Origin of the sequence: Treponema porcinum (assembly GCF_900167145.1) — a bacterium.
GTDB lineage: Bacteria > Spirochaetota > Spirochaetia > Treponematales > Treponemataceae > Treponema_D > Treponema_D porcinum.
The window spans coordinates 44,162-58,392 of record NZ_FUWG01000003.1 but is presented as its reverse complement, the minus strand read 5'-3'; the positions used below and the strand labels follow the sequence as shown (position 1 = coordinate 58,392).

Here is a 14,231-nt window from a genome sequence, read left to right as displayed (position 1 = left end):
CAGGTTTCCTATGAAAAAACTGATTGTCATTCTTGCGCTTTTTGCCCTGTCTTTTCCGCTTGTCTGTCAGACGAAAGATTTAGCAGAACAAAAGACCGAAACAGAGCAGATAAATCCGAAAACAGGATTTCCGGAGATACAGCATAAGCCTTTTGTAGTATTTAATGAGGGTGCTGCTTTTGCAAATGTAACGCGCATTGAAACGCAGAGCAGCAGGAATAATTATGTGTGGCAGAATTCTATGATAGGTGCATTTTTTGAAGTTCAGTCAAAGAATATGCGTCCGCTCAATTCAATTATCCGGGTGTCTGCGTTTTATCCGTTCTATTACACCTTCAACGACGTAAAGCAGGTGCCTAAGCAGACTGTCTTATATGCATTTGACCTGTTTGCCGGTCCTATAATCGAAACTGATATGTGGAAGTACGTCCGCCTGAAATTCAGTGCGGGGCTTCATTATATGTATCAGCTTACAGACGAGTATCATCTGCATTATCTTGGCGGCGGACTTCTTATCGGTCTTGAGCTTCCGCTTGCGCCTAAGTGGACTATTTTACTCGACGGAACGTTTGACCTTGACTATCCGAATTTCGGTACGAACAGGATGGTTCAGCCGTTCGACTATTCCTGGCAGTATCATCTTAATCTTGGCGTGCGCTACAGTAAAAAGGCGCGCAATCAGTATTCTTATATACGGCAGTCAGAAAAATCAAAGGTGCGAGAAGCAGAACGGCTTAAACGGAAGGCGGAGAAAAAAGCTGCAAAGGCAGAAGCGCGTGCGTTGAAAAAGGTGGCTAAAGCGGCTGCAAAAAAGACAGACGACGTTATTCTTAGGGAAGAAACAAGGGAACTGGAACCATAACCGTAACCGGTTTATGCGGAGAAGTCCGTTCGTTTGTAGTTTTTGAACAAAGAGCATTCAGTGTATGATTTTACTGAAATGCTCTGCACTTTGAAGGAATTTTTTTAGTCGTTCTATATGTTCGTTTATGTCGACGTAATAAAAATTGTGCGTGCCGACTTTGCGTGCTTTTATAAGTCCGCAGTCTTTAAGCACTTTCAGGTGATGGGAGATTGCCGGGCGTGATAATTTTGTAGTTGCGGTGAGCGTAGCAACGCTTACGCCCGTACTCCCGGATTCTATCATACTTATAAAAAGTCCGCGCCGGACTGTATCTGCAAGCGCAACGAACAGATCGCTGCACGCTTCCAGCAGCTGACGGGGATTTTCTGCTGTTTCTGTTATTGACTGTATATCCATATTTTTATTCACAAATATACTTCGGAAATGATGAGGTGTCAATTTTGTATTGTGTCATTTCTGTTATTTTTTTATAATGAAGCCAATAAAATTCAAACAGTCAGAGGCATGTAATGTCATCCCTACCAAACACAGAGATTGTTCTTCAAATTTTACTTTCAGTTGGTATTATCGTTATAGCAGCAAAATATCTTGGAACTCTTGCAAAAAAAATCGGATTTCCGCAGGTTGCCGGTCAGATTGTTGCAGGCCTTCTTTTAAAATTCCTGCCGTTTTTTTCAAATTACGGTGCTGCAGAACCGAATGTTGTATTTGCAGAGGCAAACCAGTTTATTTCATATATGGCAGAAATCGGCGTAATTCTGATTATGTTTTCTGCCGGACTTGGAACAAACCTGAAATCTTTAATCCGTTCTGGAATAAAATCAACTGTGATTGCGGCTTTCGGCGTTCTTGTTCCGCTTGTTATGGGAACGATTATGGCGCTGTGCTTCTGGGGTTTTGACGGTTTTGGAACGCTGCGTTTTTATCAGGCAATGTTCATCGGAACGATTTTAACGGCAACGTCCGTAAGCATTACTGTTGCTACGCTCAAGGAACTTGGAAAAATAAAATCTGACATCGGGCAGGCGATTGTAAGTGCAGCTATTATTGACGATGTATTTGGAATAATCGTTCTTACTGTTGTTCTTGGCGTAAGTACGGGAAACGGCGGATATCTTGATATTGTCATAAAAACAGTGCTGTTTTTTATAGCGGCAATTATAACTGGATTTGTCCTGTTCAAGGTGTTCAAGTGGTATGACCGCCGGCATCCTCATTCACGCCGAATTCCTATTTACGGTCTTGGCGTAGCGCTTATTTTTGCGTACTGCGCCGAAGAATTTTTCGGAATTGCAGATATTACCGGTGCATATATTGCAGGCGTTGTGTTCTGTAGTCTGAACGATGCGCAATATATGGAACAGAAAATCGACATCAATTCATATATGTTTTTCAGTCCTGTGTTTTTTGCAAGCATAGGATTAAAAACGTCCCTTGCCGGAACTGACTTAACGCTCATCTGGTTTATGATTACGTTTGTGATTGTCGGATGCATTTCTAAAATTATCGGATGCGGCGGAATTTCACGGCTTCTTGGCTTTAACTGGCGCGAATGCGGTCAAATCGGGCTTGGAATGATGGTGCGCGGAGAAGTTGCGCTGATTGTGGCTCAGAAAGGGCTTTCAGTAGGAATGGTTGACTCAAAGTATTTTGCACCGGTCATCCTTCTGATTATAGTTTCTTCTATGATTGTGCCGGTTCTTTTGAAATCCGCATTCTCCGGGAAAAATACAGGCGCGCTTTCCGCCGGAGAAAAAACTGATTAAGGCGTTTTAAGCTTTTTCCGCCTTTTGTTACTGCTTTGCCTTTTCCTGCTGCTTTTCTTCTGCCTTTCTGGAATGTTCGTACATTGCAAGAAGTTTCGGGCGGTTGTTCCGCTGTATTAAAATCGGCGGAATGTTCAGAATGAAGTTTACGATTACCTGTGGCATAATCATTGACGGAACAAGTGCCCGCGGAGATATGAACGGAAGGATAAAACTGCACAGCGCCATTCCGTAATGTACCCATTCTGCGTAGCACGTTTCTTCCAGAAATGCGTAAAGATAATCTTTCTGGGTTCCCTCTATCTTTGACTTTGAAAGACCTGTAGTAAGTTTTCCTGTATCGGGAATGTAGTCCTTCCAGACTACGATTTTTGTTTTCCTGTATAAAGAAACTTCCTTGCGGCTTACGGTAAAGCATTTGCGGTACGGATTCATCCATTTTCGCGGAAGGGAATGCATTATTATTGCAAAAACTGCATCAAGCGCAAAAAGAATTACAGGCCCCATAATGCCCCACAAAATCAACTGAAACTGCGATGCTTCCGGGTGAATGAAAAAAACGTTTATTCCCAGAATTGCGCAGGCGCATACGGCAATTGTCCACAAATACAGTTTTAAATGCATCTTTTTCCTCTTTTTTCTTGAATTGAATATTCGTTTCAGGTAGTATCAATGAAGGAATTATAAAATGCATTTAACTTTTAGTAAACAAATTGCCGCTCTGATTTTGTGCTTTTCCGCTGCCTTCTCGGTTTTTGCAGAACCTGTGCTTTCAGATTTTGACATTAAGATGATGGACGATATTTCGGAGTTCCGCCTTTCACTCGGGCGTAGCAGTACGTGTGCCGAAGCTGTTGCAAAAATTGATGAATATCAGGCAGCTGTAAACGGCGAGAACGTTTCTTCCCGTCTTTCTGATGAAATTCTCCTGTCGGTTAATAATATTCTTGTGTGGGAAAAATATAACTATCTTTACGAAGAAAATATTTCTCACCCGGATCTTGAGCCGCTCATAAAAAGTCAGTATGAAAAAGTAAAGCTTTTTTTTAAGGAGCATAAAAAGGAGAAGCACAGCAAGTGGCTTTATACTACGAGCGGCGATATCCTTTCCTGCTGTATGCAGTTTCTTCCCCTGACTACGGCTATGCACGAAGGTCTTACGATAAAAAAATATTACGACGACGGACTTGAGCAGGACCCTGATTTTGTTTTCTGCCTTATAAACATTGCTCAGTGGTATTTTTATGCGCCTGTAATTAACGGCGGCGGACACGGAAAGGCTGTGGATACGCTTGAACATTCGGTGAACGTTTCTAAATCCGTGCCGGAAATTTTCTATTCAAAAGTCCTGCTTTCTCAGGCACTTTTTGAGGACAAGCAGTATGATGCGTGCGCCGCGCTTCTTTCCGAGGCAGATGCACTTTATCCGGGAACCAGATGCGTAGCCTTCTACCGCAGGATAAACAAAATCGGTCACAGTTATTTTGACTACACGCTGAACCGCAAGAAAGTCGACAAAAAGCTTGCGAAAGAAGGCGTATAGCGTTTTTACGAGTGCCGCCTGTATACGGTTGAAAATTCCGCGCTTTGCCTTTATACTGTACGTATGGGTGTGGAAAAAAAAGTAAAGAAGTCGCTTTTAGAGGCGGCTTCGCAGATAGAATTGGCTGCGGCGGAACAGAAAAAGGCTGCGGCAAAATCAGCAAAATCAGTAAAAACTACAAAAACGGCGGCGGTTTCCGGGAGCAGTGCAGGTGCAGGGAAGAGTGCCGCAAAGGCTTCTTCACAAAAAGCAGGCGTGACGGAAAAGGCGGCTTCTCCGGCGGCAAAACCTGCCGTGAAAACTGCGGCGGCTTCAAAATCAGCCGGAAAAGTTACTGCTTCAAAGAAAGCATCGCCGCAACCTGAACTTAAGCCGGCGCAGAAACAGCCTTCCGTACCGGCAGAAAGTGCCGCCGGAAAACCTCTTGAAAAAATAGAAATTACGCGGACTTCTTCAAAAGTTAAAGATACTTCATCAGCAGTTTATGACGAAAATTCCATTCAGCATCTGGAAGGACTTGAGCATATCCGCTTGCGTCCGGGAATGTACATCGGTTCTCTTGGCGACGGCACTAACGAAAACGACGGAATTTACATTCTTCTGAAAGAGGGAATAGACAACGCAATCGACGAATTTTCACAGGGATTCGGTGACCGCATTGACATCGAAATAAAAGACGGCCGCGTAAAAATCCGTGACTTTGGACGTGGTATTCCGCTTGGAAAACTTGAGGACTGCGTTTCAAACGTAAACACGGGTGCAAAATACAACAATTCTGTATTCAAGCAGGCAATCGGTATGAACGGCGTAGGCATAAAGGCGACGAATGCCCTTTCGTCATATTTCCGCGCCGCATCTATCCGCGACGGAAAAATGGCTGTTGCAGAATATGAACGCGGAAAGAAAATATCGTCTGCAATCACAAAAGCAAAGCCCGGCGTAAAAAACGGAACGTATCTTGAATTCGTGCCTGACTCAAAAATGTTCGGAAAATACGAATTCAATATGGATATGGTGGAAAAGCGCCTCTGGAACTACGCATACCTTAATCCTGGACTGAAAATCTACTGCAATGAAAAAGAATATTTGAGCGAAAATGGTCTTGAGGATCTTCTTGTACACGAAATGGGCGGAAAGAACAATTCCATTTACAAGCTGTTTTCCTATAAGGGTGATAATCTTGAATTTGTAATGACGCATACGGCAAGCCTTGATAAATTCGTGTATTCTTTTGTAAACGGTCAGTCTACTGAAGACGGCGGAACTCACGTAACGGCTTTTCTTGACGGCGTTACAAAGGGAATAAATGATTTTTTCAAGAAAGAATACGAACAGAACGACGTTACCAGCGGACTTCTTGTTGCTCTTAAAATCGGTCTTGATAATCCGATGTTCACAAGTCAGACGAAAAACAAACTTGGAAATGTTGAAGTCCGCGCGCCTATAATAAAGGAAACGCAGGCCGCCGTTGATGACTGGCTGCGTCATAATCCGGATATTGCCGGTTCGTTTGAAGACAAGATTATCTGCAATATGAAGGCGCGTGCGGAAATCAATAATGTTACGGAAAAACAGGTTCGCGAGGCTGCAAAGTCCGTTTCCCTGAAAATTCCAAAACTCAAGGACTGCCGCTATCATCTTCAGGACGGACCGAAAGGCGCAGAATCGATGATTTTTATTACGGAAGGAGATTCTGCAACCGGAACTATGGTGAACGCACGCGATGTTTCCTATCAGGCAATTTTCAGTCTCCGCGGAAAGCCGGAAAATATGTTTGGCAAACGAAAGACTGCGCTGTTTGAAAACGAGGAACTTAAAAACCTTACGTTCAGCCTTGGCGTTCAGAAAGACGTTGCAGACCTGCGCTACGACAAGATTGTCATTGCAACCGATGCCGATAACGACGGCTACCACATCAGAAATCTTGTGATGACGTACCTTCTTTTGTATTTTGAGGAACTTGTACTTTCAGGACACGTATATATTCTTGAAACGCCGCTGTTCCGCGTGCGCAACAAGTCAAAGACAGTTTACTGTTACTCCGAAGAGTCGCGCGACAAGGAAATAAAAAATCTTGGTGCAGGTGCAGAAGTTACGCGCTTTAAAGGTCTTGGAGAAATCAACGCGTCTGAGTTCGGGCAGTTTATTAAGCCGAGAAAAGAGGGCGAAGGCGAGGACAAGGGAATTCACCTTACGCAGGTTTCAATTCAGACGCTGCAGAATGTTCCGCACGTGCTTGAATTCTATATGGGAAAGAATACTCCTGAACGGCGTGATTTTATCGTTCATCATCTTGCAGCCGAAATCGACGCGTAAAAGGGAGCGCAGGGCAATGCCGGAAATATCTGTTTTTGGTGCGCCTTGCGTATCTTATGATATTTCTTTATAATTGCAGATTAATATTTTATAGGATAGTGTAATAAAAACTTTGCCTGAAATAGCGTCAAAGTTTTTATTTAAGGTTTAATACAAACCTTAAAAACGGAGAAGTCAAGGCTTTAAGCGACAGCGTGCCTTGACTCGACGTATTCACAAGTTCGCGTTGCGAACTTCCTAATTAACTGCCGCTTCTCATTTCATTGCGAAGCGGCATAAAAAGTCAATCGATTGTTGAAACAATCTTCTTGACTTTTTATGGGAGTAAAAATCATGGCATTTTTCTTTGAAGAACCGTCACACACTTTTGATGAATATTTATTGATTCCTGGCTATACATCAGCAGACTGTATTCCTGCAAATGTATCTTTGCAGACGCCTGTTGTAAGGTATAATAAAAAGGCAGGGGAAAAATGTCCGCTTACGATGAATATTCCTATGGTTTCTGCCGTAATGCAGTCAGTTTCCAACGATAAGCTTGCGATTGCGCTTGCAAAAGAAGGCGGAATATCATTTATCTACGGCTCACAGACAATTGCAGACCAGGCAGCTATGATTGCCCACGTAAAGACATATAAAGCAGGTTTTGTTTCTTCCGATACGAATATCCGCCCTGACCATACGCTTACGGAACTTGTAGAGCGCATCAAGCAGACAGGACATTCTACTGTTGCAGTTACGGAAAACGGCGAGCATAACGGAAAACTTGTCGGCATCATCACCGAGCGCGATTTCCGCCTGAGCCACTGCAGTCCGGACGCAAAAGTTTCTGAATATATGACTCCGTTAAAAGATCTTGTTATGGCAAAAGTCGGAATAACGCTTGAGGAAGCGAACGAACTTATCTGGAAGAACAAGATAAACCAGCTTCCTGTTGTTGATGATGCAGGAAGGCTTCAGTATCTTGTGTTCCGCAAGGACTATGCTACTCACGAAGAACATCCGCTTGAACTTCTTGATGATAAAAAACGCTATATCGTTGGCGCAGGAATAAATACCCGTGACTATATGGAGCGCGTTCCGGCACTTTTGGACGCAGGCGTTGACATAATGACGCTTGATTCTTCCGAAGGCTTTACTGAATGGCAGTCGCGCGCATTAAAGGACATTCATTCTAAATGGCCGCAGGCAAAAGTTGGTGCAGGAAACGTTGTTGACGCAGAAGGATTCCGCTTCCTTGCAGATGCCGGCGCTGATTTTGTAAAAATCGGTATCGGCGGTGGTTCAATCTGCATTACGCGTGAACAGAAGGGTATCGGGCGCGGTCAGGCAACTGCTACTATTGAAGTTGCAAGGGCGCGCGACGAATACTATAAGGAAACTGGAATTTATATTCCTATCTGTTCTGACGGCGGCATCGTTCACGACTATCACATCACCCTGGCTCTGGCTATGGGTGCAGATTTTGTAATGCTTGGAAGATATTTTGCGCGCTTTGATGAATCTCCTACGAACAAGCTGATTGTAAACGGAAACTATGTAAAGGAATACTGGGGCGAAGGTTCTAATCGCGCGCGTAACTGGCAGCGCTACGACCTTGGCGGCGCAAAGAAAATGGCTTTTGAAGAAGGCGTTGATTCTTACGTTCCATATGCCGGAAGCCTTCACGATAATGTTCAGATGACGACAAGCAAGATTTCTCACACAATGTGTAACTGCGGTGCCGTTACAATTCCGGAACTTCAGCAGAAAGCGAAGATTACGCTTGTAAGTCCTGCAAGTATCCGTGAGGGTGGCGCACACGACGTTGTGGTAAAGAATACTTCGATTAGGGCTGAATAAACGGCGAAGGTTCTGCAAATCTTTCATTCTGTTACGGATTTCCCTTCGCCTTGCAGTTTTGCTTTTGGCAAAACTGCGGTGAATGTGTTGTTCTTTTCAACGTCATTAAGGCGAAGGTAGAATTCATCTTTCATTCTGTTACGTAATTCCCTTCGCCTTGAGGAAATGTTACAGCAGGTTGTTTTGGATCAGCCAGTTCCACAGGGTGTCGTTCCAGTGAAATGATTTCATAAAGGAATTGTTCAGCATACCAAACCCGTGCTTTCCCCATTCGTACAGTTCCAGATGTGCATTGATGTTCTGATTTTCAAGCGCTTTGTACAGTTCAAGGCTGTTCCTGTAGTCAACGACGTTGTCATCCCTGCACACAACTACGTATGTCGGCGGCATATCGGACGGAATCTGCATTTCCATAGAAAATTCGTCTTTTCGTTCCTGCGTTTGATTTTTTCCCAGAAGGCTTTTACGCGACCATTTATGTGCAATGGAGTCTTGCATTGAGACAACCGGATATACAGGGATTACAAAATCCGGGCGGAGCGAAACTTCAGTTTCAATTCCAAGCTTTTTTAGTTCATTATGCGACTGATAAAAAGCTCCTCCCATAGTTACTAGGTGTCCGCCTGCAGAATAGCCGATTATTCCCACCTTGCCTGGGTCTATTTCGTATTCAGAAGCCTTTTCGCGGACAATCTGTATAGCCCTCTGCAAGTCTTCAAGCATTGCAGGATAATGATTTCCGCCTTCCGCAGTGCGGTATCTCAGCGTAAATGACATTACTCCCTTTGAGGAAAACCATTCTGCCGTTTTGTAGCCTTCGTTGTACAGTCCCAGATGGTGATAGCTTCCGCCGGGGCAGATGATGACTGCGGCATTCCTGTTCCCTGCGTTTTTGTCCGGTTCGTGCATATACATTACCGTTTTCGTTTTTTCCATAGACGGTACGTCTTCCCAAATCCGTATAGGTTTTCCGCTTTTTGCAGAGAGCATCGTTCCTGCCGTAAAAATCAATAAAAAAAATAAAGTCTTTTTCATTCGCCTACTATATCACACATCGGGTAAAAATTGCGAGAGCGCGTAACTTTTAATCGGTAACTGCAATTTTTGTTCATTCTGAATTTGACGGAAAAAACAGTTGCGTGATACTATTTATAGTATGAATAACGATGTATGGCTTAAAAGCATTTACAGTGACGGCTCAAAATATTTTGTGTCTGAGCCGCTTCCTGAAACTGGTGATAAAATAAAAATTGCAATTCAGATGTGTGAAAATCCCTGCGTAACGGCTGTGTTCCTTCAGGGAAAGCAGAATGGCGTTGAGCGTCCGCTTAAAATGAAGCGCGTTTCTTCTGAAAACGGAATTGTGCGCTATGAGGTGGAAGTTCAGGTTTTTGAAAAAGAATTCCGCTATTTTTTCCTTATTGCAACGCCTGGCTGCATTTACTATTACAACGAGGGCGGAATAACGACGCATATTCCGGACGAATCACGCATTTTCCGCCTGCTTGTTAATTTTGAGCAGCCGGAATGGGTGAAGAATGCCGTGTTCTACCAGATTTTTCCTGAACGGTTCTGCAACGGAAATCCGCAGAATGACGTGAAGGACGGAGAATATTCTTTTGACGGCTTTAAATGCAGAAAGATTGCGGACTGGGCTTCCGTTCCCGAACCTTACGAGAAGGCGCACTGCCTTGATTTTTACGGCGGCGACCTTGAGGGAATAAGGCAGAAAATTCCGTATCTTAAAAAACTCGGCGTAACGGCAATATATCTTAATCCTATTTTTTATGCGGCAACAGTCCATAAATACGACTGCCTTGATTATTTTCACGTTGATCCGCATTTCGGCGGAGATGAGGCGCTTGCGGAACTGACGCAGGAACTTCATAAAAACGGAATTCGCATTATTCTTGACGTTTCCATAAATCATACGGGAATTGCAAACCGCTGGTTCAACCGCGACGGAACGTTTTTTCCTAAATCGGAAGGTGCGTTCAACAATCCTGAAAGCCCGGAGCGAGAATTCTACTTTTTCGGCGCGGATAATTCCTATAAAGCCTGGTTTGACGTTCCTACGCTTCCTACATTGAACTACACTTCGCAGAAACTTCGCGACGTAATCTATAAAAATCCTGATTCGCTTGTAAAAAAATGGCTGAAAGCGCCGTATTGTACTGACGGCTGGCGTTTTGACGTTGCAGATACAATGGCGCGCAACAATGAAATTCAGCTTCATCATACAATCTGGCCTGAAATCAGAAAATCCATAAAAGAAGAAAACAGGGATGCCTATATTCTTGCGGAGGACTGGAGCGATTGCACCGAATTCCTGAACGGCGATGAGTGGGATTCCCAGATGAACTATTACGGTTCGTGCCGTCCTGTCCGCCAGTTCTATGGTCAGACGGACATTTTTACCGGCAGGGAAAAGGAACTGCGCGGTGTATCATACAAGATGACGGCAAAAGATTTATCCGAACAGATTACGCTTTTTCTTTCGCGCCTTCCGTTTGCCGTGCGCCAGCTTCAGTTCAATCTGCTTGACAGCCACGATGTGCCGCGCCTGCACAATGACCGTTCCATATCAAAAGACAGTCTTCGCGGCGCGGTTACTATGCTCTTTACGCTTCCCGGCTGTGCAAGCATTTACTACGGTGATGAAGCTGAAATTGACGGAACTGTTGAGTCTATGGAAGGTTGCCGATACCCGATGCCGTGGGATAAGGACATTGAGGCAACTGATTCTTTTAAATTGTATTCCGCTTTGAGCAAAATCAAGACGACTGAAGCGGCGTTTAAGGACGGCGGATTTAAAGTTTTGTGGGATAATGACTACGTTTTTGCATTTGCGCGCTTTACGCCGGAAGAAGTGTTCGTTACTGTCTGTTCCGCCGACACGAGCAGTAGAAAAATTGAAATTCCTGCGTACATTTTCGGAAAGTCGTTTGCGCAGAAGCCTGTACCGGAAAAAGATGTTCTTGGTGCGGAACTTCATTCGGAAATGAAAGACGGCGTACTTTTGGTAGAAGTGCCGGCAGGAAAATCGTACCTCATAAAACTTTAGGAATAGTGCGGAAAAAATAAAAATGCGGGCTCCCGCCTGTTTTGGCAGGGAGTGTTACTGTTCCGAAAGGCGTATCAGTTCTGCGCGGCTGTGCACTCCGAGTTTTTTGAATATTTTTTTGTTGTGCACGGCTACCGTTGAAGGAGAAATCGCTGCTTTTTCCGCAATTTCTTTGTCGGAAAGTCCTTTTGCTATAAGATGGGCAATGTCCGTTTCCTTTTTTGTAAGTCCTGCAGAAATGCAGACAGCTGTAAATGATGCACTGCTGTCCGCCGGAACTGTTTTTACGGCTGGCACAGGCTGTTCTTTTTCAGAAACGGCTTCCTTATACGGATTTTTATCAAAAACAGACGTTCTGACCGTATTTTCTATTCTTTCAAGAAGTTCGTTCGTGTAATTACGGCGTATGCTCATAATCGAATTGATTTTTTCAAGAAGCCGTTTCTCATCAAACGGTTTTTGTATAATGTCAAAAGCACCAAGCGAAAAAAGCCTGTTCTGCATATTTCTTGTAAGCGATTTTGAAAGTACGATAAACGGCAGCGACAGCTTGTTCTGGTTTTCTTCCAGAATGTCAAACGCATTTTTCCCCGGAAGCGTAATTGAGCAGAGAATAAGGTCAGGAAATCCCGGCGAATGCTGAAATGAAAAATCGTTTCCGTTTGCAAATGCAACAGTCTTATAGAACGGACTGAGCAGTTTTCTGATTTCCTCGCGGACTTCTACGTCCTCTTCCATAATATAAATGAGTTCCGGGAATTCTGTGTTTCCTGCATTCTGTATTTCGTCGTTTTCCTGCGGAGGCGTTGTTTCCATAAAAAGTTTTTCGATATACGGCGTTGCCGTTGAAGCAGTCTGTTCAAGGGCAGTACTTGCAGAAATTGAATTTCCGTCTGCATCAGGAAGAATGGTTATAGTTCCGTGGAAGAGGTCAAGAATTCGCTTTGCAATGTGCAGCTGAATTCCCCAGTTTTTTATAAGGCTTTCAAACTGTAGTTTCTCTTCTTCCGTAATCTGTTCTTTTCCCGGATCAAGGGAGATGAGTTTTGCAGAATCTTCTATTGAAAGCGGCGCAGAATAAAAATGAATTTTGTAGGAAAGCGTCATATTCTCGTATGAAATTGAAATCATAATCGTTGACTCTGGCTTTGCGTTGTGCGCCGCCGTCTGGAGCAGAAATTTAAGGAATGCTGCAAAAATCGATTTGTCAACAAGAACGGTCGCATCGGAACTGATGTTGTATTTTATGTCGGTGTAGCAGTTGCGGAGCTTCAGGTTTATGATTTCAGGGGCAAGAGTTTCGTCTATAAAATCTTTAAGAAGAACAGGCTCTTTTTCAAGAGAACCGTTCGTTTTTTCAAGCGTATATTGTGTAATTATGTTTATGACGTCTATAGACTGCGACGCACTGTTTAGGGATTTTTTTAGCTGGAGGAGCAGACCTTCTGGAATGTCGCCGGAGTTTTTTTCTATTGTAAAATGCAGATTCTGTATAGGATTAAGCAGTTCCGAGATAAGTTTTGAAAGCAGGAAATTCCTTTTTTCGTCGTTCTGAATTTGCCGGTGTATTGTTTCCGACGTAATCTGAATTGAAGCAAGGTTTGTCCGTATTTGAAAGTGCATTTTTCTGAACGTTGCGGCAGAAATAAGGGCGAATGTAAAGATTGTAGGAATTTCAAAATCGTTGTCGAACAGGCGGCAGAGGACTGTTGTGTTCGGAAGAAAACGTATTGAAAGGAACAGCTGCTCAAATATTATAAGATGCGTTGCCGTAATCCAGAGGAACACAATTTCTTTTCTTATGACAGGATTGTATTTTAGGGATGTAAGGCAGTTTGCAGTAAAAAGGACATTCAGCAGGACAGGAACAGAAAGAACTGCAATGTGAATGTACTGCGATTCTACCGGTATTACAATGTAAAGGATGCCGACTGTTGCAATAATAATGATAAACAGCGGAAAATATGTATCGATTTTCTGAAAATCAGCAGGAAAATTGTTGATTACAGGACGGTTTGCATTTTTCAAAGTGTGGAATGCGCACAGAATGACGGCAGAAAGCGTAAAATAAACGCTGTTGTAGAACTGAGGCGACTGCGTTATAAGAAGAGGATTTGAAATGCCTGCACCAACCAGTATTTTCAGCATCAGTATTGTGTTGATTAAAGGAATAAGGAAAGAATCATATTCCTTGAAGATAATGCATAGATATATGATGTAAAATATTGTGATTATGCATCCTCCAAGAATGAAGGTAAAATAGGAAATCTGAAACAGATTTTTCTGCGTAAGGCACTGCGATGAAACAAGATACAGTTCCAGAAGTGTACTTCTGTATGAACTGATTTTTATGCGGACTCTTATAAAATCAGTCCATAGATTTTTAAGCGTTTCCTCGTGAATGTCGATTGAGTTGTAGCAGAACGGTCTTATCCGCTTAGAAGATTCAAGCCCTTCGCCTGCTGTTCCGGCAAAGTGCCACTTGTTCTGTCCGTCTAAAAAATAAATTTCAGCACTCTGGACAGGCTCCTGATTGAACAGTATGAAATTATAAATTGTTCCGTCGTCACTGAAAATCTGTGACATAGGAATATACGATTCTACCCAGCAGACTGCCTCTCCGTTATATGAGTTGACGTAGGAATTCGGCTCAAAACTGTCGTCCGGTATTGCGTCTACTTTTAGTGATGTGTCGGACGTATAGAAAGTCCTAAGGTGCAGTTTGTAGTTTTTTGCAAAGGCGCATAACGGCATAAGCAATAAAAAGATGAATAAAGCCGGAAATTTTTTCATACTGTTATTTTACAGGATAACTGCCTTAAATGCGAGTGGCGC

At 43.3% G+C, this 14,231-nt stretch carries 10 protein-coding genes; 6 read left to right on the top strand and 4 right to left on the bottom strand.

What is annotated here, in order from left to right:
• Positions 1-10: 10 nt before the first annotated feature.
• Complete coding sequence (locus tag B5D55_RS02005) at positions 11-862, top strand: hypothetical protein (RefSeq protein WP_078932323.1); 852 nt, start codon at positions 11-13, stop codon at positions 860-862.
• A gap of 57 nt (positions 863-919) precedes the next feature.
• Here the strand turns inward: B5D55_RS02005 and B5D55_RS02000 are convergent, their stop codons facing one another.
• On the bottom strand, positions 920-1,273 hold the full coding sequence (locus B5D55_RS02000; RefSeq protein WP_159446124.1) for an ArsR/SmtB family transcription factor: 354 nt from the start codon (positions 1,271-1,273) through the stop codon (positions 920-922).
• Positions 1,274-1,374: 101 nt separating this feature from the next.
• On the opposite strand from B5D55_RS02000, the gene B5D55_RS01995 reads away from it, so the two are divergent.
• A complete protein-coding gene (locus tag B5D55_RS01995) occupies positions 1,375-2,631 on the top strand; it encodes a cation:proton antiporter (RefSeq protein WP_078932321.1) in 1,257 nt (418 codons plus the stop codon).
• A 27-nt stretch (positions 2,632-2,658) separates the two neighbouring features.
• Here B5D55_RS01995 and B5D55_RS01990 read toward each other — a convergent pair whose 3' ends face one another.
• Positions 2,659-3,255: a glycosyl-4,4'-diaponeurosporenoate acyltransferase CrtO family protein gene (locus B5D55_RS01990; RefSeq protein WP_078932320.1), complete on the bottom strand. Its 597-nt coding sequence runs from the start codon at positions 3,253-3,255 to the stop codon at positions 2,659-2,661.
• A gap of 64 nt (positions 3,256-3,319) precedes the next feature.
• On the opposite strand from B5D55_RS01990, the gene B5D55_RS01985 reads away from it, so the two are divergent.
• The 3 genes from B5D55_RS01985 to B5D55_RS01975 all read left to right on the top strand — a co-directional run bounded on the left by B5D55_RS01985 (position 3,320) and on the right by B5D55_RS01975 (position 8,332).
• Positions 3,320-4,174, top strand: coding sequence for a hypothetical protein (locus B5D55_RS01985; RefSeq protein ID WP_143593133.1), 855 nt, complete (start codon positions 3,320-3,322; stop codon positions 4,172-4,174).
• A 63-nt stretch (positions 4,175-4,237) separates the two neighbouring features.
• Positions 4,238-6,490: a toprim domain-containing protein gene (locus tag B5D55_RS01980; protein ID WP_078932318.1), complete on the top strand. Its 2,253-nt coding sequence runs from the start codon at positions 4,238-4,240 to the stop codon at positions 6,488-6,490.
• 333 nt (positions 6,491-6,823) lie between these two features.
• Positions 6,824-8,332: an IMP dehydrogenase gene (locus B5D55_RS01975; protein WP_078932317.1), complete on the top strand. Its 1,509-nt coding sequence runs from the start codon at positions 6,824-6,826 to the stop codon at positions 8,330-8,332.
• 168 nt (positions 8,333-8,500) lie between these two features.
• On the opposite strand, the gene B5D55_RS01970 is transcribed toward B5D55_RS01975, so the two are convergent.
• A complete protein-coding gene (locus B5D55_RS01970) occupies positions 8,501-9,367 on the bottom strand; it encodes an alpha/beta hydrolase (protein WP_078932316.1) in 867 nt (288 codons plus the stop codon).
• Positions 9,368-9,488: 121 nt separating this feature from the next.
• On the opposite strand from B5D55_RS01970, the gene B5D55_RS01965 reads away from it, so the two are divergent.
• Positions 9,489-11,396 carry an alpha-amylase family glycosyl hydrolase gene (locus B5D55_RS01965; protein ID WP_078932315.1) on the top strand — a complete coding sequence of 636 codons (1,908 nt, stop codon included), beginning with the start codon at positions 9,489-9,491 and terminating at the stop codon, positions 11,394-11,396.
• 54 nt (positions 11,397-11,450) lie between these two features.
• Here the strand turns inward: B5D55_RS01965 and B5D55_RS01960 are convergent, their stop codons facing one another.
• The gene (locus B5D55_RS01960; RefSeq protein WP_078932314.1) at positions 11,451-14,189 is read right to left on the bottom strand and encodes a response regulator transcription factor; all 2,739 of its coding nucleotides are present in this window, start codon (positions 14,187-14,189) and stop codon (positions 11,451-11,453) included.
• Between the last annotated feature and the right edge of the window lie 42 nt (positions 14,190-14,231).